General features: G+C 61.4%; 21 protein-coding genes and 1 pseudogene. 18 read left to right on the top strand and 4 right to left on the bottom strand.

Annotated features, from left to right (window positions below; genetic code table 11):
- Positions 1 to 215: 215 nt before the first annotated feature.
- Complete coding sequence (locus tag LB513_RS18615) at positions 216 to 1115, top strand: phosphatase PAP2 family protein (RefSeq protein WP_224664960.1); 900 nt, start codon at positions 216 to 218, stop codon at positions 1113 to 1115.
- Between the two features lie 3 nt (positions 1116 to 1118).
- Here LB513_RS18615 and LB513_RS18610 read toward each other — a convergent pair whose 3' ends face one another.
- The 4 genes from LB513_RS18610 to LB513_RS18595 all read right to left on the bottom strand — a co-directional run bounded on the left by LB513_RS18610 (position 1119) and on the right by LB513_RS18595 (position 4158).
- On the bottom strand, positions 1119 to 1553 hold the full coding sequence (locus LB513_RS18610; protein WP_224665006.1) for an HIT family protein: 435 nt from the start codon (positions 1551 to 1553) through the stop codon (positions 1119 to 1121).
- A 118-nt stretch (positions 1554 to 1671) separates the two neighbouring features.
- Positions 1672 to 2895, bottom strand: a complete 1224-nt coding sequence (locus LB513_RS18605; protein ID WP_224664959.1) for a GNAT family N-acetyltransferase — start codon at positions 2893 to 2895, stop codon at positions 1672 to 1674.
- Positions 2896 to 2950: 55 nt separating this feature from the next.
- Positions 2951 to 3679 (bottom strand): glycerophosphodiester phosphodiesterase, encoded by a 729-nt coding sequence (locus tag LB513_RS18600; RefSeq protein WP_224665005.1) that lies wholly within the window; start codon positions 3677 to 3679, stop codon positions 2951 to 2953.
- A gap of 14 nt (positions 3680 to 3693) precedes the next feature.
- Positions 3694 to 4158 carry a RidA family protein gene (locus tag LB513_RS18595; protein ID WP_224664958.1) on the bottom strand — a complete coding sequence of 155 codons (465 nt, stop codon included), beginning with the start codon at positions 4156 to 4158 and terminating at the stop codon, positions 3694 to 3696.
- 138 nt (positions 4159 to 4296) lie between these two features.
- Here LB513_RS18595 and LB513_RS18590 point away from each other — a divergent pair, with 138 nt between their 5' ends.
- From LB513_RS18590 to lpxB, 17 genes and pseudogenes are all read left to right on the top strand, one after another.
- Positions 4297 to 5124, top strand: coding sequence for a cell envelope integrity EipB family protein (locus LB513_RS18590; RefSeq protein ID WP_224664957.1), 828 nt, complete (start codon positions 4297 to 4299; stop codon positions 5122 to 5124).
- A gap of 15 nt (positions 5125 to 5139) precedes the next feature.
- The gene (locus LB513_RS18585) at positions 5140 to 5418 is read left to right on the top strand and encodes a DUF4031 domain-containing protein (RefSeq protein ID WP_224664956.1); all 279 of its coding nucleotides are present in this window, start codon (positions 5140 to 5142) and stop codon (positions 5416 to 5418) included.
- Positions 5415 to 6026, top strand: coding sequence for a LysE family translocator (locus tag LB513_RS18580; RefSeq protein ID WP_224664955.1), 612 nt, complete (start codon positions 5415 to 5417; stop codon positions 6024 to 6026). The genes LB513_RS18585 and LB513_RS18580 overlap by 4 nt, the downstream gene beginning before the upstream one ends.
- Before the next feature lie 259 nt (positions 6027 to 6285).
- A complete protein-coding gene (rpsB, locus tag LB513_RS18575; protein WP_095200152.1) occupies positions 6286 to 7068 on the top strand; it encodes a 30S ribosomal protein S2 in 783 nt (260 codons plus the stop codon).
- A gap of 110 nt (positions 7069 to 7178) precedes the next feature.
- Positions 7179 to 8099, top strand: a complete 921-nt coding sequence (tsf, locus tag LB513_RS18570) for a translation elongation factor Ts (RefSeq protein ID WP_224664954.1) — start codon at positions 7179 to 7181, stop codon at positions 8097 to 8099.
- A gap of 123 nt (positions 8100 to 8222) precedes the next feature.
- A pseudogene (locus LB513_RS18565) lies at positions 8223 to 8531 on the top strand (aldo/keto reductase); the annotation flags it as partial.
- 145 nt (positions 8532 to 8676) lie between these two features.
- Positions 8677 to 9399, top strand: a complete 723-nt coding sequence (gene pyrH, locus LB513_RS18560) for a UMP kinase (RefSeq protein WP_224664953.1) — start codon at positions 8677 to 8679, stop codon at positions 9397 to 9399.
- A 104-nt stretch (positions 9400 to 9503) separates the two neighbouring features.
- Complete coding sequence (frr, locus tag LB513_RS18555) at positions 9504 to 10058, top strand: ribosome recycling factor (RefSeq protein WP_224664952.1); 555 nt, start codon at positions 9504 to 9506, stop codon at positions 10056 to 10058.
- 32 nt (positions 10059 to 10090) lie between these two features.
- Positions 10091 to 10825, top strand: a complete 735-nt coding sequence (locus LB513_RS18550; protein WP_224664951.1) for an isoprenyl transferase — start codon at positions 10091 to 10093, stop codon at positions 10823 to 10825.
- A complete protein-coding gene (locus tag LB513_RS18545; RefSeq protein WP_224664950.1) occupies positions 10822 to 11637 on the top strand; it encodes a phosphatidate cytidylyltransferase in 816 nt (271 codons plus the stop codon). The genes LB513_RS18550 and LB513_RS18545 overlap by 4 nt, the downstream gene beginning before the upstream one ends.
- Before the next feature lie 103 nt (positions 11638 to 11740).
- Positions 11741 to 12883, top strand: a complete 1143-nt coding sequence (rseP, locus tag LB513_RS18540; RefSeq protein ID WP_224664949.1) for an RIP metalloprotease RseP — start codon at positions 11741 to 11743, stop codon at positions 12881 to 12883.
- A gap of 217 nt (positions 12884 to 13100) precedes the next feature.
- Positions 13101 to 15473 (top strand): outer membrane protein assembly factor BamA, encoded by a 2373-nt coding sequence (gene bamA, locus LB513_RS18535; RefSeq protein ID WP_224664948.1) that lies wholly within the window; start codon positions 13101 to 13103, stop codon positions 15471 to 15473.
- Between the two features lie 74 nt (positions 15474 to 15547).
- Positions 15548 to 16606: a UDP-3-O-(3-hydroxymyristoyl)glucosamine N-acyltransferase gene (lpxD, locus tag LB513_RS18530; protein ID WP_224664947.1), complete on the top strand. Its 1059-nt coding sequence runs from the start codon at positions 15548 to 15550 to the stop codon at positions 16604 to 16606.
- Entirely contained in the window at positions 16599 to 17066 is a 468-nt protein-coding gene (gene fabZ, locus LB513_RS18525; protein WP_224664946.1) for a 3-hydroxyacyl-ACP dehydratase FabZ, read from the top strand. The genes lpxD and fabZ overlap by 8 nt, the downstream gene beginning before the upstream one ends.
- A gap of 15 nt (positions 17067 to 17081) precedes the next feature.
- On the top strand, positions 17082 to 17915 hold the full coding sequence (lpxA, locus tag LB513_RS18520) for an acyl-ACP--UDP-N-acetylglucosamine O-acyltransferase (RefSeq protein ID WP_224664945.1): 834 nt from the start codon (positions 17082 to 17084) through the stop codon (positions 17913 to 17915).
- Positions 17902 to 18804, top strand: coding sequence for an LpxI family protein (locus LB513_RS18515; RefSeq protein WP_224664944.1), 903 nt, complete (start codon positions 17902 to 17904; stop codon positions 18802 to 18804). Before lpxA ends, LB513_RS18515 begins: the two co-directional genes overlap by 14 nt.
- On the top strand, positions 18797 to 19969 hold the full coding sequence (gene lpxB / locus LB513_RS18510) for a lipid-A-disaccharide synthase (protein ID WP_224664943.1): 1173 nt from the start codon (positions 18797 to 18799) through the stop codon (positions 19967 to 19969). The genes LB513_RS18515 and lpxB overlap by 8 nt, the downstream gene beginning before the upstream one ends.
- The last annotated feature ends 25 nt before the right edge of the window (positions 19970 to 19994 follow it).

Below are 19994 nucleotides of genomic sequence, written 5' to 3'. Positions count from 1 at the left end.
CCGAGAAGAGCCCCGGAAACGGGGCTTTTTTGTTGGGCCAATGAGAGGCTCCGGTCCAGCACCTCCGGAGCACCTCGCCGCCGCTTTGCACGGCGCAGTCCCCTGGCCAGGGGTACCTTGCCCAGGCTCGTTGTTTTCACGCTGAATTAACGCTGGTGAGTCATACTCGCGGAATGATTTTCTTGCCCGCGGAACGCACAATCCTAACGACCACCATGACGCTGGTAGTCGTGTGCTTGTTTCTGATTTGGAGCAAGGGCGCGACATTGGCGCTTGGCGTTTACAGTTTGTCCATTGGCCTTGGCATCGTCATGGTAGCCGTCGGTCAATTCTATCGCCATATCCGCAAGTCCGAGCGAATTGCGCTCACAACACACGCCCTTGCGCTGTTCATTGTCTATTCCGTGCCGGCTTCGCTTTTCAATCTGTTGCTCTTGCCGCGCCATTCGGTACCCATCGACGCCATGCTCGTCCGGATGGACTCTTGGTTCGGCTATTCCTGGCCGGGGGCGTGTGCCTGGATCTCCCAGTATCCTCAACTCGCCAATATTCTGCGGGAGATCTACAGCCTGACCCTGGCCCAAATCCTGTTTGTTTTTCTGTTTCTCGGCATGGCTAATGACCGGCGGCAATTGCACACGGCCGCGCTGGGAACGGTGTTCGCTTCCCTCGCCACCATCTTTTGCTGGGCGCTGTTCCCATCCAGCGGCGCTTCCGCCTATTGGACGTTGGCGCCGGAGATTGATCGCATCGTTCGGCCGGTCGTTAATTCCGCCTACGGCGCTGAATTGAACCGCCTCCTCGTTGACGGTGTGAAGGACATTTCCACGCTACAGGCGACGGGACTTGTTGGGTTCCCTTCTTTTCACACCGTGATGGCGCTAATGTCGTTGATAGCAGCGTGGCCCTACAGGCCGCTGCGTTATGCATTGATCCTGGTCAACGCGGCTTTGCTGCCGGCCATCCTGATTCATGGTGGGCACAACTTGATGGATGTTTTCGGCGGAACCGTGATTACCATAGCATGCTGGCGATTGGGGCAGTTGGCGTTCGACGCGCAAGATCGCCGCCTTCTCGTTGAGCCTAAACACGCTCTGCCGGCAGTTAGAGCCTGAGCCTCAACCTGCGGCCAAAGATTCGCGTATTTTCCCGGCGTTGTCAGCCAGCACTTCAGGCTTTTCCATTCCGCCGGTATGCGGCTTTAGCGGCACGCCGTCGAAGCGCGGGATGACGTGGACATGCAGGTGGTAGACGCTTTGCCCGGCGGCCGGTTCGTTGAACTGCATGATGGTGACACCGTCGGCGCCGAGAGCCTTCTTGACTGCCAGAGCCACTTTCCGAACCACCGTGAAAAGCGCGTCGAGCGTTGCTGGGTCGGCATCGAGCAGGTTGCGTGACGGCGCTTTCGGCACCACGAGCGTGTGCCCCGGTCCTTGCGGCATCACGTCCATGAACGCAACGATGGCCTCGTCCTCGTAGACGCGATGCGAGGGAATTTCACCACGCAGAATCTTGGCAAAGATGTTGTCGGGATCGTAGGGGGCCTCAGCCATGGCGCGCTCCGGATTTGCCTTGTTGTCGGTGTAACGAAGCGGCCAATGGCGGGCAAGATGATCAGGCAAGATCAATCCTGCCGGTTTCGAAGCGCTGCGCGGAAGCGCATCGTCAGCGTCACTCCTCGTCCGACGGATCCGATTTGCGGAACGGCGTGTGACCTTCGAGATATTCGCTCATCCGTTCCACCTCACGCCTTTCGCGTTCCAGATAGTCGGCAACGGCGTTGCGCAGGCCGGGATGGGCGATGTAGTGGGCCGAATGCATGGTGACCGGACGGTAGCCTCGCGCCAGTTTGTGCTCGCCTTGGGCACCCGCCTCCACCACCTTCAGCTTGCGCGCGATGGCGAAGTCGATCGCCTGGTGGTAGCAGACCTCGAAATGCAGGAACGGATGGTCCTCGATACAGCCCCAATTGCGGCCATAAAGCGCGTCGGAGCCAATGAAATTTATGGCGCCCGCGACGTAGCGGCCGTTGCGCCTTGCCATCACCAGCAAGATGTCGTTGGCCATGCGTTCGCCGATCAGCGAGAAGAACTGGCGGTTGAGATAGGGGCGGCCCCATTTGCGGCTGCCTGTATCCATGTAGAAAGCGTAGAAGTCGTCCCAGGCCTTTTCGGTGAGATCCTTGCCGGTCAGCCAGTCGATCGAGATGCCCTCGGCAAGCGCTTCGCGCCGTTCCTTTTTCATCGCCTTGCGCTTGCGCGAGGCAAGTGTGGCGAGGAAGTCGTCATAGGTTGAAAAACCTTCGTTGAAGAAATGGAACTGCTGATCGGTCCGATGCAGGAAACCCGCTGCTTCCAGCACCTGGACGTCGCTCTCCTGGGCGAAGGTGACATGGGCGGATGAGACGCCAAGCTTGTCCGTAACCCCCTTCAGCCCGGCGGCAAGCCCGGCCTTGACGCTCTCGCTATCCTCTCCTCTGGTGACCAGCAATCGAGGGCCGGTAACCGGTGTGAAAGGCACTGCGCACTGCAGCTTGGGATAGTAGCGGCCGCCGGCGCGCTCGAACGCATCCGACCAGCCATGATCGAATACATACTCGCCCTGGCTGTGCGATTTGAGATAGCATGGGACTGCGCCGAGCAGCCTGCCTCTCGCATTCTCCAGCCTCAAATGATGACCTTGCCAGCCGGTGCGCCGCACGGCGCATCCGGAATCTTCCAGCGCACTCAGAAAGGCGAAAGAAACGAGGGGGTTATAACTATTCTCGACATCGCTGGCCGTAGTGCCGCCGAGCCCATTCCATTCATCGGAAGTAAAAGCAGAGATGCCGGCAGCCACACGGATCGAATACTCCGCATTCGCTGCCTCCCCGTCGCAGTCATCGCCCTGATCCATACAGCCTATTTAAGCCCTGCCGGTGCGCGAACAAGCCTGTTTCATGACAGCTTGTCTACGCGACATTCAACTGATCGGGATCGAACCCCTCGAACGTCATCTGGTCGGCATATTTGAAAGTAAGCTCTACGGCCGGCTGGTCGTGCACGGTCCAGGTGATTACCGGCATGCCAAGCTTCTCGCGCACGAAGCTGACGAACCGGTTGGGCAGGTCGCCTGCGGCATAGGAGGTGAAGGCGAGTTCATGCGCCAGCATGGCGAAGTGCGCTTCAATCAGTCGGTTGTCCTTGCCATAGGCTGTCAGGCCGCCCGGAATGCCCGGCGCATCTTTCGGAAAGTCGCGGATCAGCCAATGATCGAACGACATGATCGCCGCTTTGCCCTTATAGCCTTTGAGCATCTTGCCGACGCTTGCCACAAGGCCTTCGTCGCGGCCCGGGACCCCCTTCAGTTCGACGACGATCGGTACGCGGCCATCGACCAGGTCGAGCGCTTCGCGCAGCGTTGGCAGATGATCCGACGTGCCGCCGATCTTGAGCGCCGTCAATTCCGCCGCCGACCGTTGCCATATGAATCCATCCTCCCCCGTCAGCCGCTTAAGGTCATCGTCATGGATGACCACGGGGACGCCGTCCGCAGACAGGTGCACGTCACATTCGATGGCATAGCCGCGCTCGGCCGCCGCGGCGAAGGCTGAAAGCGTATTTTCCCATCGGGACTTGTTCATGTCATGGAAGCCGCGATGGGCGACGGGCCGGGCGGTAAGCCAGGAGAGGTCGGTCATGACTTCGCGCCCGCTCATTCGACTTCGAAGACCGCTTCGATTTCGACTGCGGCATTAAGCGGCAGGGAGGCGGTGCCGACGGCGGAGCGAGCATGCTTGCCGGGCTCGCCAAGCGCCGCCACTAGGAAATCGGATGCGCCGTTGGCAACCAAATGTTGCTCGACGAAATCCGGCGTCGAAGCGACAAACACCGTGATCTTCACCAGGCGTCGGATCTTCTCGAGGTCACCCAGGGCCGCCTTGGCCTGCGCAAGTATGTTGATGGCGCAGTATTTCGCCGCATCCTTGCCGGCGGCGGTATCCACGTCACGCCCAAGCAGGCCGCTCGCCTGCAACTTGCCGTCCTTCAGCGGCAACTGGCCGGCTGTGAACAAAAGATTGCCGCTCCGGCAAAAGGGCACGTAATTCGCCGCGGGCGCGGCCGCGACTGGAAGCGTCACGCCCAGACCGCTTAGCCGCTTTTCGATTGTCTCGCTCATGGTATTTCCCTATTGCTTGAACGGCCGCGCCGGCCGGGGGCGAAATTGCTATTTTTGCCTCGCTTCCGCCACGACTTTTTTTAAGCTGGACAAGATTTCCCTACGGCCCGCCATCAGCCGCGACGATCGGAGTACCTCATGCGCGCAACGCGCTTTGCTTTCCATGCCGCACTGCTGTCGGCGGCGTTCTCGGCAGGCCCTGCTTTCGCAGTTCCGGCCCTACAGGCTCACCGCGCGGTCTACGATCTATCCCTCGACAAGGCCTCCGATCGCTCCGGGATAACCGGAATATCCGGCCGCATGGTCTATGAGTTCAACGGCTCGGCCTGCGAAGGCTATACGGTGAAATTCCGCTTCGTCACTCAGATCGTTACTGCCGACAACACCAGGCTGACGGATCAACAGACCACCACTTTCGAGGACGCCGAGGGCAAGACTTTTTCATTCGTGACGAAATCCTTCGTCGACCAGAACCTCGACAAGGAGGTCAAGGGTGTCGCCACGAAGGAGACCAAGGGGCTCAAGGTCGATATAGACAAGCCCGAAAAGAGCAGCGTTGAACTGTCGACGACCCAGTTCCCGACCCAGCATCTGGTCGAGCTCATCGGCAAAGCCGAAAAGGGCGAGAGTTTCTATGAGACCAGCCTGTTCGACGGTTCCGAGGACGCCAACAAGGTGATGACCACGACCGTTGTCGTCGGCAAGAAAACCGATTCCGATAAGGCCGACCCCGAGGCGCCGGCACTGTCGAAGCTCGCCACAGACAAATTCTGGCCGGTGGACATTGCCTACTTCAATGACACGGGCAAGACAGGCGAAGAAGTGCCGGAATACCGGATCAGCTTCAAGCTGCATGAGAATGGCATAACGCGCGATTTGGTCATGGACTATGGCGACTTCTCGATGACGGGAAAGCTGGTCAATCTCTCGCTGTTCGACCAGCCGAAGGCCTGTCCGGCGAAATAGCGCCACCAAGCCGTCATGGCGGTCTATGTCGACGCCGCGATCTGGAAATGGGTGGGCCATCGCTGGTGCCACCTGATGGCCGACGACACGGACGAACTGCATCGTTTCGCTGCGCAGCTTGGCGTCAAGCGCTCGTCCTACCAGGGTCCGCCCAAGACATCGGCGCCGCATTATGACATAACAGGCTTTGAACGCGACCGGGCGGTGCGGCTCGGCGCGATCCAATGCAGCCGGGAGGAGATCGTCGCGATTTTCCGGCGGGTGAGGGTGGCGAAAGGGAAGGTAAGGTCATGACGTTGACGGCTTTTGCGGCTTATTGCGTCGCGATTACGCTTGCTGCCGCCACTCCGGGTCCGGCGATGTTTGCCGTCATCACCAATGGTGTTTCCCGCGGCTTTGTCAGAGCCTTCGTGGCCGGCCTCGGCATCGCCGTCGGCGACGCCGTGCTGGTCAATTTGGCGTTGCTTGGCCTCGTTGCCGTGGCGCAGACCTTCGAGTGGGTGTTTCTCGCGCTGAAATATGCAGGTGCCGCATATCTAATTTTTCTTGGCATCAGGATGTGGCGGGCAGCCGCAGCGCGGTCGGAGGGATTGCAGGCAAAGCAGGCAAGGCTGTCGCGGTCGTTCTTCCTCGGCGCCTCCATCGCTCTGGGCAATCCCAAGGCCATCCTGTTCCATGCCTCTATCATGCCCCTGATCCTCGATCTTAACACCCTCACTTTCGCCGACGGAGTGGCTGTGATCGCGGTGGTGATGAGCGTCAACATCGTCACCATGGGCGCCTACGCGGCGCTTGCGGGCCGGGCCTCGGGCTGGTTCAGGACGCCGCAGCGCATGCGGCTGATGAATAGGTTTGCCGGTAGCGCCATGATCGGCACCGGTGCGCTGATCGCCGCGCGCTGAACCACAACACGCCGAATCGGCCGAAGCGGCGGTTTGCCATCTGCCTGGCGATGCTGGCGAGCTCGATGTGCGACCTACTAGCGTGCACGATACGACCGGCGCTTGCCTTTATCGCGCATCCCCTCTATATGCGCGCTCATTCCACACACGGACTTTGGTGTCTGCCCGGGAGAAATCCGGCTGAAACCTCCGGTGGCGTTCGAGGACAAAGTCCAAAAATGCCTGTGTCCGTGGAGGCTAACCGGAAAAGGAACTAAGAATGGCACTGCCTGATTTCAGCATGCGCCAGCTTTTGGAAGCTGGCATTCACTTCGGCCACCAGACTCACCGCTGGAACCCGAAGATGGCGCCCTACATCTATGGCGCCCGCAACAACATCCACATAATCGACCTCTCGCAGACGGTGCCCTTGCTTCACCAGGCGCTGAAGCAGGTTTCCGACACTGTCGCCAAGGGCGGCCGCGTGTTGTTCGTCGGCACGAAGCGCCAGGCGTCCGACATCGTCGCCGACGCGGCGCAGCGTTCGGCGCAGTACTATGTCAACTCGCGTTGGCTCGGCGGCATGCTGACCAACTGGAAGACCATCTCGAACTCCATCCAGCGCCTGCGCAAGCTCGACGAGATGCTGGCCGGCGAGGCCCAGGGCCTCACCAAGAAGGAGCGCCTGAACCTCGATCGCGAGCGCGAGAAGCTCGACAAGGCACTGGGCGGCATCAAGGACATGGGCTCGACGCCCGACCTGATGTTCGTGATCGACACCAACAAGGAAGCGATCGCCATCCTCGAGGCCAAGCGCCTCGGCATTCCGGTCGTCGCCATCATCGATTCGAACTGCGATCCGGACAAGATCGATTTCCCGATCCCCGGCAATGACGACGCGGCTCGTGCCATTCAGCTCTATTGCGATCTGATCGCCAAGGCGGCGATCGACGGCATCGCCCGTCAGCAGGGCGCTCTCGGCGTCGACATCGGCGCTTCGGTCGAAGCTCCGATCGAGCCCGCGCTCGATCCGGCTCCGGCATCGGAAGCCCCCGAGGCTTGATTATAGAAGGCCGGCAGCGGCCTTCATCTTTCTCCTATTTCCGGCACGCTAAACAGACGCACCATCGAATACCGATGGTGCGTCAGTGCATTCTAGACAAAGAGGCTACAATGAGCATTTCGGCTGCACAGGTCAAAGAACTCCGCGACTTGACGGGCGCGGGCATGATGGACTGCAAGGCGGCGTTGACCGAGACCAACGGCAACATGGAAGAGGCCGTCGACTGGCTGCGCAAGAAGGGCATTTCCAAGGCCGACAAGAAGGCTGGCCGGACCGCGGCCGAAGGCCTGATCGGTGTGGACAACGGCGTTCGCGAGGCTGCCGTGGTGGAAGTCAATTCCGAGACCGACTTCGTCGCCCGCAATGCCGCGTTTCAGGAAATTGTCGCCAAAGTCGCCAAGGTGGCGCTTGCCTATGGCACGACGGAGGCTGTTGCCGCCGCGAACTATCCAGGTTCGGGCAAGTCTGTCACCGACACTATCAAGGACGCTGTCGGCACCATCGGCGAAAACATGGGGTTCCGCCGCTCGGCCAAGCTGACCGTTCCGCACGGTGCGGTCGCAACCTATGTCCATAATGCGGTGGCCGACGGCCTCGGCAAGCTCGGCGTGCTTGTTGCGATCGAGACCACTGGCAACGAACACGCCGCCAACGCCTTTGGCCGTCAGGTCGCCATGCATGTCGCGGCGACAAACCCAATGGCACTGACCGCAGAGCAGATCGATTCAGCGGCCGTCGAGCGCGAAAAGGCGATCTTCTCCGACCAGGCGCGCCAGTCCGGCAAGCCGGAAGCCATCATTGAGAAGATGGTCGAAGGCCGGATGCGCAAGTTCTACGAAGAGGTCGTGCTTCTGAAGCAAGCTTTCGTCCTCAACCCCGACATCACCGTCGAACAGGCGCTGAAGGATGCCGAGAAGGAGATCGGGGCGCCTGCCAAGATCTCGGCCTATCTGCGCTTCGCTCTAGGCGAGGGCATCGAGAAGGAAGAGACCGATTTCGCTGCGGAAGTCGCGGCTGCGGTCAAGAAGTAAGGTCGCCTTCGAGCGGCTTGTCGTGACGAAGAGTTTTTCGGCCGGGTGTCCGTGAGGGTGCCCGGCCTATTTCTTGCGCGGTATCGATGAAGGCGCGCAGCTTTGGCGCCATGGACGCCCGGCGGCCACTGTATGTCCCAGGTCGCGCTCAACTGGGCGGCGACCCAGCCGGGAATCGCCACCGTCATTCTCGGCGCGACGAAGCTTTCTCAGATGCAGGACAATCTGGGCGCGCTGGATTTCGCGATTCCCGCAGAGCATCGCGGCAGGCTGGACGAGGTCAGCACGATCCCGGCGCCTTTTCCCTATTCCTATTTTCGGCTCACAGATTCAGGCGCGCGTTGCCGGCGGTACTGCGGCCGGCGACAAGCCTTCCGGATACGCCCGCCGGCACTCATCGAGGGTTTGCCGGCCAGCGCCTCCACCAGCTGATTGACCGTGCAAGGTGCCCCTGAAATTGCCGTTTGGGCGCCCGTGACATCGCGGCGCCCTTCGTGTATCGGAACCCAGTATCTTGGGACGGAGCCTGCGAGAGGGTCGCCGCCCTTGACCCGCCACGCAAAGCAATGAGGCCCAAATGACGGTGAAGCCCCTCTACCGACGTGTCTTGCTGAAGGCGTCGGGCGAAGCATTGATGGGCGAACAGCATTTCGGCATCGACGTGTCGGTCGTCGATCGTATCGCCGGCGACATCGCCGAGGCTCGCGCCTTGGGCATCGAAGTCGGCGTGGTCATTGGCGGCGGCAATATCTTTCGCGGCGTCGCCGTTGCTTCAAAGGGCGGCGATCGCGTCACCGGCGACCATATGGGCATGCTTGCCACGGTCATCAACTCGCTGGCGCTGCGCACATCGCTCAATAAGATCGGAGTCGATGCTGTCGTGCTGTCGGCAATTGCCATGCCCGAGCTTTGCGAGAGTTTTTCGCAGCGCCAGGCGACCGCCTACATGAACCAGGGCAAGGTGGTGATCTTCGCCGGCGGCACAGGCAATCCCTTCTTCACCACCGATTCGGCGGCGGCCCTTCGGGCGGCTGAAATTGGCGCCGATGCCTTGTTCAAGGGCACGCAGGTCGATGGCGTCTATTCGGCTGACCCTAAGAAGGACCCGAACGCGACGCGTTTCGAGCGCATCAGCCATGGCGAAGTCATAAATCGGGGCCTTTCCATCATGGATACGGCGGCGATTGCACTTGCGCGCGAAAACAACATCCCGATAATCGTCTATTCGATCCACGAGAAGGGTGGTTTCGGCGAAATCCTGAGGGGCAGGGGCCGTTGCACGGTCGTGGCCGACGATTGACCCGAGCCTATCCGGGATTGGCGTAAGCCCCTCCGCGAAGGATCGAAGACCGGGCTTTGCCCTGGAACAATAAACCCGTCTTAGACGGGTCGAGGAGAGACAGGATGAGTGGCGAGTACGACGATCTGAAACGGCGCATGGATGGGGCGATCGCCGCGTTCAAGCATGATCTGGCCTCATTGCGGACCGGCCGCGCCTCGAGCAATCTGCTCGACGCGATCCAGGTGTCGGCCTATGGCACCACCATGCCGATCAATCAGGTCGCAAACGTTTCCGTCCCGGAGCCGCGCATGATCTCGGTGTCCGTATGGGACAAGTCGATGGTCGGTGCCGTGGACCGCGCTATTCGCGAGTCCAATCTAGGCTTCAATCCCATCGTCGACGGCACCAATCTGAGGATTCCGTTGCCGGAGCTCAATGAGCAGCGCCGCAAGGAACTCGTCAAGATTTCGCACGGCTATGCCGAGAACGCCCGCGTTGCCGTGCGCCACGTGCGCCGCGACGGCATGGATTTCCTGAAGAAGGCTGAGAAAGACGGCGACATCAGCGAGGACGATCAGCGCAAGCGCTCGGATCAGGTTCAGAAACTTACCGACGAGACCATCAGCATGATCGATCACCTGCTTTCCGATAAGGAAGCTGAAATCATGCAGGTTTAGGGTTGGCCAGCGGCTGACCCGAAAGCGAGAACATGGCAACGCCCGCGCATGTCGCGATCATCATGGACGGAAATGGACGCTGGGCCAAGGCGCGCGGCCTGCCTCGTCTTGCCGGCCATCGCGCTGGCGTCGAGGCGCTGCGCAAGGCCGTGCGCGCTGCGCCCGGCCTCGGCATCTCCTTCCTGACCGTTTACGCTTTCTCCTCGGAGAACTGGTCGCGGCCTAAATCCGAGGTCAGTGACCTGATGGGCCTGCTGAAACTGTTCATCCGCCGTGACCTCGCCGAACTGCACCAGAGCGGCGTGCGGGTAAGGATCATCGGCGACAGGGCAGGGCTGCGACCCGACATCAGGGGGCTGCTCGACGAAGCCGAATCGCTGACCGCCGCGAACGAAGCGCTGACGCTGGTCATCGCCTTCAACTATGGCGGACGCGACGAGATCGTGCGAACGGCGCGTAAGCTTGCCGCTGCCGCGGCACGCGGCGAGCTCGACAGCGAGTCGATCACGGCCGAGAGCTTTGCCGGCTCACTCGACACGCAAGGAATTCCCGATCCCGAACTTGTCATTCGCACCAGCGGCGAACTGAGACTGTCGAATTTCCTTCTGTGGCAGGCCGCCTATAGCGAGCTCGTCTTCCTGCCCTGCTACTGGCCCGATTTCGGCCGCGATCATCTCGTCGAGGCCCTCCGTGAATATGCCGGCCGCGAACGCCGCTTCGGCGGACTTGGCGCGGACGACGTTGCTTCGCGACCGGCTGCAGGATGAGCAATCTACGGCTTCGCGTGATTTCGGCAATCGTGCTCGCCATCGTTACCCTTGGCTTGACCTGGATTGGCGGCTTGCCGTTCCGGTTGCTGTGCGCCGTGATGTCGGCGGTCATCTTCCATGAATGGTCGCGCATGTCGCGTCAGGCAGGCGCGTCAGGGTTGGGCTTCCTGCCCGAAGCGCTGATCATAGTGTTCCTCTGCGCCCTGGTCGCGGGCGTTCAGGCCGCCTGGCTACTGCCCCTCGTCGTTGTCGGCGTCGCCGCAACCGCAGTGGCGGCTTCGGTTCGCAAGGCTGGGCAATGGGAAGCATCCGGCCTTGCATATGCGGCCGTTTCAGGCCTGTCGCTCGCCCTGCTGCGCGATGGCGACCGGTCGGGGCTCGTCGCAATCTTGTTTCTGTTCGCGGTCGTCTGGGCCACCGATATCTCTGCCTATTTCGTCGGCCGCGCTGTTGGCGGCCCCAAGCTCGCGCCATCGATTTCGCCCGGCAAGACGCGCAGCGGAGCGCTTGGCGGCGCCGTCGGTGCTGTTGTTGCAGGGCTTGTCCTGGCCGCCGTCGTCGGCGTCGGCAATCTGCCATTGCTCGGCCTTGTGGCCCTGGTGCTTTCGATCGTCTCGCAGGCCGGAGACCTGTTCGAATCCTGGGTCAAGCGCCGGCACGGCCGTAAGGATTCGGGCACGCTGATACCTGGCCATGGCGGCGTGATGGACCGGGTCGACGGGCTTGTCGCCGCCGCCTTCGCGCTGTACGTCATCGGCTGGATTTCCGCGACCGCCGATCATCCAGCGCACGGGCTCTTTCCCGTTTGAGTGGTGTTGGTACAGATCCAATGCGCACGGCGCCTTGGATTCGCCCCGATTGATGTGACAGTCACGGCGCTACCGGCGCCGCGGAAGAATTTGAGGACCTGAGTTGAACGAGATTCTCCACGCGCTTTTCAGCACGGAAGGCTTTGTCCTTGGCACGCTGGTGCCTTTCCTCTTTGTGCTGACCGTGGTCGTGTTCGTCCATGAAATGGGACACTACCTCGTCGGCCGCTGGTGTGGCATCGGGGTCAGGGCGTTCTCGATCGGTTTCGGCCCCGAACTTCTCGGCTTCAACGACCGTCACGGCACGCGCTGGAAACTGTGCGCGATCCCGCTTGGCGGGTACGTCAAGTTCGTCGGCGACATGAACGCCACGTCGAGCCAACCGACATCGGAAGAGCTCGAGACGCTGACGCAAGAGGAACGCAAGGTCGCCTTCCATCTACAACCGATCTGGAAGCGCGCGGCGACCGTGGTGGCAGGGCCGCTGTTCAATTTCCTGCTGACCATCGCCGTGTTCGCGGTGCTGTTTGCCGCCTATGGCCGCTACGTCGCCGAACCCATGGTGGCAGAGGTGACCGCCGACAGCCCGGCGGCGAACGCCGGTATCCTGCCCGGTGACCGATTCGTCAGCGTCGACGGCAGCAAGGTCGAAACCTTTGGCGACGTCCAGCGCCTTGTCTCCGGCCGCGCCGGTGATGCGATCACCTTCGTCCTCCTGCGCGACGGCAAGGAAGTCACCGTGACTGCCACGCCTCGGCTGATGGAGCAGGAGGACGCGCTCGGCAACAAGGTCAAGGTGGCCGTCATCGGCGTCGTCAACAACAAGGAATTCGGGCAACCGAGGCTCATCACTTACACGCCAGTCGCCGCGCTCGGGGCTGCGGTCGAGGAGACAGGCCACGTCATCCAGCGCACCGGCCAATTCATGCAACGCTTCGTCGTCGGACGAGAAGACAAATGCCAGCTCGGGGGCCCGGTGAAGATCGCCGACATGGCGGGCAGGGCCGCGAAGCTAGGCTTCGAATGGCTCGTGCAACTGGTCGCTCTACTGTCCGTCGGCATAGGGATACTGAACCTTTTGCCGATTCCCCCCCTCGACGGAGGCCATCTCTTGTTCTACGGGGTGGAGGCTGTCATACGCCGTCCGGTGTCGGAACGAATGATGGAAATGGCCTATCGCGCCGGCTTGCTTCTGGTCGTTTGCTTCATGGGATTCGTTTTCTGGAACGATCTGTTTGGATGCTGAAATCATGAAGAAATTCGGCTTCGGCGCCTGCGATGTTGAGACCCCGTTTACCATGCACGGGGATATGAGTGACGCGAAAGCCACGCGGTAGGGTTAAGTAAATACAAATTAACCAGAAGCCTTGCGTGTAGGGAAAATCCGGTTAATACGGTAGGGGAAATTACCGCACGTCCGGTTTTCTCGCCGTGGGGACTACGAGAAAAGGTTATTAAGCCCGATGAAGGCAGCATCCAAGTTTCTGAGCGCCGCTTCTGCGGCGGCCCTGTCCGCCGCTATGGTCGTGCCAGGTTCGCTCGCGGTACAATTCGTTGCTACATCGGCGGCCGAGGCCGCTGTCGTCAGCCGCGTTGAAGTGAGCGGCAACCAGCGCGTCGACGCCGACACGATCCGCAACTACATCACCATCAAGCCGGGCAAGGCCTTCTCCAGCTCGGACATCGATGCGGCGGTCAAGGCGCTGTTCGGAACCGGACTGTTCTCCGACGTCCAGATCAATCAGGTCGGTTCGACGCTGGTGGTCAAAGTCTCCGAGTACAAGGTCGTCAACCAGGTGCTGTTCCAGGGCAACAAGAAGCTCAAGGACAATGCGCTCCAGGCCGCGGTTCAGCTGAAGCCGCGCGGCACATTCTCCCAGGCGACGCTGGATGGGGACGTCGAATCCGTCAAGGCCGCTTACAAGCGCATCGGTCGTGACGATGCCGGGGTGACTGCCCAGGTCATGGATCTCGGCGACAATCGCGTCAACGTGGTTTTCCAGATCACCGAAGGCGATCGCACGCAGATCGCCGCGATCAATTTCGTCGGCAACAGCGCGTTTTCGAGCCGCCGCCTGGCGGACATTATCAACACCAAGCGTTCGTCCTGGGTTTCGTTCATTCTGCGCGATGACGTCTATGATGACGACAAGCTGCGTGCCGACCAGGAATTGCTGCGCCGCTTCTACTACAATCACGGCTATGCCGATTTCCAGGTCGTCTCCGCAGTTGGCGAGCTCGACAGCGCGACGAACAAATACACCGTGACCATCACCGTGCAGGAAGGCGACCGCTACACGTTCGGCGACATCAGCGTCGAAAGCACGATTCCGGAAGTGGACTCGAAGTCGCTGGAATCGGTGGTCGAGACGCGCAAGGGCGACGTCTACAACGCCAAGGACGTCGAGGACTCCATCATCGCGCTGACCGAGAAGGTGGCGGGTTCGGGTTATGCCTTCGCGCAGGTGACACCGCGCGGCGACCGCAATTTCGAGAACCACACCATCTCGGTAGTCTACACTGTCGACCAGGGCACCAAGGCCTATGTCGAGCGCATTGAGATCCGCGGCAACGAGCGCACGCGTGACTATGTCATCCGGCGCGAATTCGACGTCAGCGAGGGCGACGCCTTCAATCAGGTTCTCATCCAGCGCGCCAAGAAGCGGCTGGAAGCCCTGAACTACTTTGAAAAAGTCGATATCTCGACGGTCCCGGGTTCGCAGCCCGATCAGGTCGTGCTCGTGGTCGATGTGGTCGAGAAGTCGACCGGTGAATTCTCGATTGGCGCCGGATACTCGACCGGCGGCGACACCGCTGGCCCGTCGGTCGAAGGATCGATCACCGAGCGCAATTTCCTTGGCCGTGGCCAGTTCATCAAACTGTCGGCCGGCGGCGGCAAGAATTCGCGCGACTACAGCCTGTCCTTCACCGAACCCTATTTCCTTGGTAGGCGCATTGCCGCCGGCTTCGACATCTATCAGTCGACCAGGCAGTACAAGAATAACTACAACAGCGAAACGACCGGCGCGACGATCCGTTTCGGCTTGCCGATAACCGAGAGCCTCACGACGCAGCTCGCCTATAATATTTCGCGGGAAAAGTATGAGCTGGATGACGGCTGCGGAACGCCCACGGTTGGGGATCCAGACGGCCCCAATTGCGACATCTCGCCAGCCATTCTTGATGGGATAGAGCAGAGCCCCTGGATCAAGTCGTCGGTCAGCCTGGGCTTGGTCTACAACACCATCGACGACATGAAGAATCCGCATGAAGGCATCTACGCCACCACCACGGCGGAGTTTGCCGGTCTCGGTGGTGATGCCAAATATGTGAAGCTGACCGGTCGCGGCAGCATCTATCAGACGCTCTCGGAGCAGTTTGATCTGGTCGGCCTGATTTCCGGCGGTGCGGGTCACGTTCAAGGCTACGGCAGCAACGACCAACTGCGTATCTTCGATCAGTTCCAGAGCACCGATCGCATGATCCGCGGCTTCGCTTACGGTGGCATCGGTCCTGTGGATCCTGCGACGGGCGACCATCTTGGCGGCACGACCTATTTCAATGCCTCTGCGGAGGCGCAGTTCCCGATCCCGGTCGTTCCCGAGAGCTTCGGCCTTCGCGGAGCGGTGTTCGCGGACGCGGCAACGCTCTACGGAAGCAAGGTCACCAGCGTTGTTCAAGAGTCGACTGATCTGGAACTGCGTGCGTCGGTCGGTGTCGGTCTGATGTGGGCTTCGCCTTTCGGCCCGATCCGTATCGACTATGCGATCCCGGTCAAGAAGCAGGACCGCGACGACGTGCAGGAATTCAACTTCGGCATATCGACCCGCTTCTGATCGGCGGCCAACGATACTCCCGGACTGTCATGTCCGGGAGAAATGTTCCGACCTAGCTGGGTATAGCTTCTGGAATGACCGATCCGGTGTTCTTCGCGCCATCACGCCGGTATACGGCGGCCGAAGTCGCGAATCTGACCGGCTCGGTGCTTGTCGATTCCGGCCACTCCAATGTTTTCATCGAAGCGCTTGCTCCGGCCAACGAGAGCCGTGAACACGCCCTTGTGTTTGTCGATGGCAGGCGCAACTCCGCGCTGATGCCCTCTTTGCGGGCAGCAGCAGTGCTCTGTACGGCGGAATTTGCCGCCAAGGCGCCGGCCGGCATGGCCGTTCTGGTCCATCCGCGTCCGCAACAGGCCTTCGCGCTCGTCGGTCGCCTGCTTTTTCCGACAGCAGCAACGCCGGGCGCGGTCACAGGCGAAACCGGTGTGTCGCCCCATGCTTATGTCGATCCGACCGCTCACGTTGAGGCCGGGGCGATCATCGAGGCCGGCGTGGTGATCGGGCCAGGCGCCTCGATCGGCAGCGGAACCGTCATTGCCCCCAACGCCGTCATCGGACGGTCCTGCCAGATCGGCCGCGACGGTTATGTCGGCCCGGGCGCCAGCATCCAGTATGCCTTGATCGGCAACCGCGTCATCATTCACGGCGGCGCCAGGATCGGTCAGGACGGGTTCGGCTTCGTCGGCGGCGCCAAGGGACCGGAACGCGTCCCGCAGGTCGGCCGGGTTGTGATCCAGGACGACGTCGAGATCGGCTCGAACACCACCGTCGATCGTGGCGCCATGTCCGATACGGTCATCGGCCAAGGCACCAAGATCGACAATCTGGTGCAGATCGCCCATAACGTCCGCATCGGCCGCAATTGCATTATAGCTGGGCTTTCGGGTATTTCGGGCTCCGTGGTGGTGGGCGACAACGTCACCATGGGCGGTGGCGTCGGGTTGGCGGATCACCTGACCATCGGGACAGGGGCCAAGCTTGCCGCCAGAAGCGGATTTATGAGCAATGTCCCGGCGGGCGAGATTTGGGGCGGTTACCCGGCGCAGCCGATGGCGGAAGCCATGCGCGAGATAGCAATGCTGCGCAAGCTCGCCAGGAACCGTAAACAGGGCGAGGGAGGCAATGGCTGATATCATCGCGGCGACGACGCTTGAAGCGGTCGACATCATGGGGCTGATGAAGCTCCTGCCGCATCGTTATCCGTTCCTGATGATCGACCGCATCATCGACATCGATGGCGACGAGTCGGCCGTCGGCATCAAGAACGTGACTATAAACGAGCCGCATTTTCAGGGCCATTTCCCGGAGCAGCCCGTGATGCCCGGTGTGCTGATCGTAGAGGCGATGGCACAGACGGCGGGCGCCATCTGCATTCGCAGCCTTGGCACGGAGAAGCCTTCGCTGGTCTATTTCCTGACCATCGATAACGCCAAGTTCCGTAAACCGGTCGTGCCCGGTGACCAGTTGAAGATTTATGTCAAGAAGATCAAGAAACGCGGCAACCTGCTCAAATTCGCTTGTGAGGCCATGGTGGACGGCGCCAAGGCGGCCGAGGCCGAGATTTCGGCCATGATGGTCACCAGCGACTGACGCGATCGAGTGCTTATGAAAATCCAGACATCAATCCATGCTTCCTCTGTGGTGGAAGACGGCGCTCAGATCGGACAAGGCGTGCGCATTGGGCCGTTTTGTTATGTCAGCGCCGATGCGGTTATTGGCGACGGCGTCGAACTGATCAGTCATGTCTCGGTGCTCGGCGCGACCACCATCGGCGCATCGACCAAGGTCTACCCAATGGCGACGTTGGGTGGGCCACCGCAGAACACCAAGCACAAGGGTGGCCGCACGACCTTGGTCATAGGCAAGGGCTGCACGATCCGTGAGGGAGTGACGATGCATGTCGGCACCGATTCAAGCAGAGGCGAGACGACGGTTGGCGACAACGGCAATTTCCTGGCCTATGCGCACGTCGCCCATGACTGCGTGGTCGGCAACAACGCCACCTTCGCCAATGGGGCGACGCTGGGCGGCCACTGCGAGGTCGGCAACAACGTCTATATCGGCGGCCTGAGCGCGGTGCATCAGTTCGTGCGGATCGGCGACAATGCGTTTCTAGGCGGCTGCTCCGCAATCGTCGGCGATGTCATTCCCTACGCCATTGCCGTCGGCAACCGCGCCAGCCTGCGCGGGCTCAACATCATTGGACTGAAACGGTCCGGCCTGCCCAGGTCGGAGATCCAGGTGCTGCGCAAGGCCTACCGGATGATCTTCGATCGGTCGCGCACCGTCAGCGAGAACATCGAGTTCGCCAAGGCGGAGTTCGCCTCGTCGCCGACCGCGATGAAGATCATCGATTTCATCAGCAGTCGCGGCAAGCGGCATTATGCTGTGCCTTCGCTCAAGGGCGGCGACGGCGATGATGCCGATGACGAAGACTGAGAAGACGGCAACGGGTCTCGATTTTCCTCCGGGCGCGAGGGTGGGCATCATTGCCGGTGGCGGCAGCCTGCCGGTCGAAGTCGCGGCCAGTTCCGCGGAGCGCGGTTATCCCCCCTTTGTGATCCTTATGGAGGGTGAAGTCGACCGTATGGCCGAACTCACCCGCTATGAGCACGAAAGCCTGGCCCTGGAAGGCATCGGTTCGCTGATACCGTTGCTGAGGCGCCATCGGGTCACCCATCTGGTGCTCGCCGGCGAAATCAAGCGCAGGCCACGCCTGCTTGCCTTGCGCCCCAGTCTCAGCCTGCTTTCGGTCATTCCGCTGGTGGTCGCGGCGCTGGCGCGCGGTGATGACGGTCTGCTGAAAGTGGTGACCAGAGGCCTTGAGGCCCGTGGCATAAAGATCCTGGGCGCCCACGAAATCGTGCCGAACCTCGTCGCCGGCGAAGGCGTGCTCACAGAAGCTGCGCCCACCAAATCCGACTGGCTCGACATCGAAGCCGGTCTCGCCGCGGCAAAGGCTATTGGGGCGCTGGATATCGGCCAGGCGGCGATCGCCGTCGGCGGGAGGACCATCGCACTGGAAGGCATCGAAGGGACCGCCGGATTGCTCGACCGGACAAAGCTGCTTCGCGGGCATGGCCGCATCGCCGGGAAAACGCGTGGCGTCCTGGTCAAATGCGCCAAGCCGGGGCAGGAACTGCGCGCCGACCTGCCTTCTATCGGCCCTCAGACCATCGATTCGGCGCATGCCGCCGGGCTTGCGGGTGTCGCCGTCGAGGCGGGGCGGTCGTTGGTTCTCGAGGGCGCCGCGACCATCGCGCGTGCCAATGCGCTCGGCCTGTTCGTGATCGGTCTGCCTCGTGCCACGGAGCAGGGTCATGGCTGACAAGCCATTGAAGATCGCCATTGTCGCGGGCGAAGAATCGGGGGACCTGCTCGGCGCCGACTTTGTGCGCTCGCTCGGCAAGGCGACCGGCCGGGAGGTGCGACTGGTCGGCCTCGGCGGCCGCCATTTGCAGGCATTGGGGCTGGCTGCACCATTCGATGCCGGCGAGATCGCGCTGATGGGCTTCAGTGCCATCCTGCGAGACCTGCCGCGCCTAATGAGGCGCATCAAACAGTTGGCCAAATCCATCGCGGACGAAAAGCCGGATTGCCTGGTCACGATCGACAGTCCCGACTTCTCGTTGCGCGTCGCCAGGAAGGTCCGGGCCGCCAATCCGTCGGTCCCCATCATCCACTATGTCTGCCCAAGCGTGTGGGCCTGGCGTCCCGGCAGGGCTGCCGCGATGAAACCCTATGTCGACCAGATATTGTGCATCCTGCCCTTCGAGGTGAAGGAACTCGAAAGGTTGGGCGGACCGCCCGGCACTTATGTCGGACATCGTCTCCTGCACGACACCGGAGTGGTCGCGGCGGCCAAGGCGCAGGATCTTCCGCGCGACCTGGCGTCGGACCGTGTGAAGACGCTCCTTGTCCTGCCCGGTTCGCGGCGCGGCGAGGTGCGGCGGCTGCTGGAGCCGTTCGGGGAAACCGTGTCGCTGTTGCGTGCTCGCGGGCATCGTCTTCGGCTGATGTTGCCCACGGTGCCGCATGTCGCCGAACTCGTTCGCGCGGGGGTAACAAGGTGGGATGAAAAACCCGAGATCATCCTTGATGCCCAGCGCAAATGGCAGGCCTTCGGCAAGGCCGACGCCGCGCTGATCGCGTCGGGGACGGTCTCGTTGGAGCTGGCGCTGGCCGGTGTGCCGATGATCTCCAGCTATAGGCTCGACCCGATCGCGCGCACCGCCGCGCCGTATCTGGTTTCCGTCTGGTCGGCGCTGCTGCCCAATCTGATCTCGGATCGCGCGCTTGTGCCGGAATTCTACAACGAATACGTCAAGCCCAACAATTTGTGCCGGCAGTTGGAAGCTCTGTTCGCTGACAGCGGCATGCGCGCCTGGCAGAAGCAGGGCTTCGAAGAGATCAGACGGCGCATGGCGACGGAAAAACCGTCCGGCGATATCGCGGCGAGCGTAGTGCTGCGTCAAATAAGAAAGGCGCCCTGATGGCGCCTTTCAAGTCAGACAAAAG

Source organism: Mesorhizobium sp. ES1-1, assembly GCF_020164785.1.
GTDB lineage: Bacteria > Pseudomonadota > Alphaproteobacteria > Rhizobiales > Rhizobiaceae > Mesorhizobium.
The sequence above is the reverse complement of the archived record's forward strand: the minus strand, read 5'-3'. Positions and strand labels throughout refer to the sequence as shown.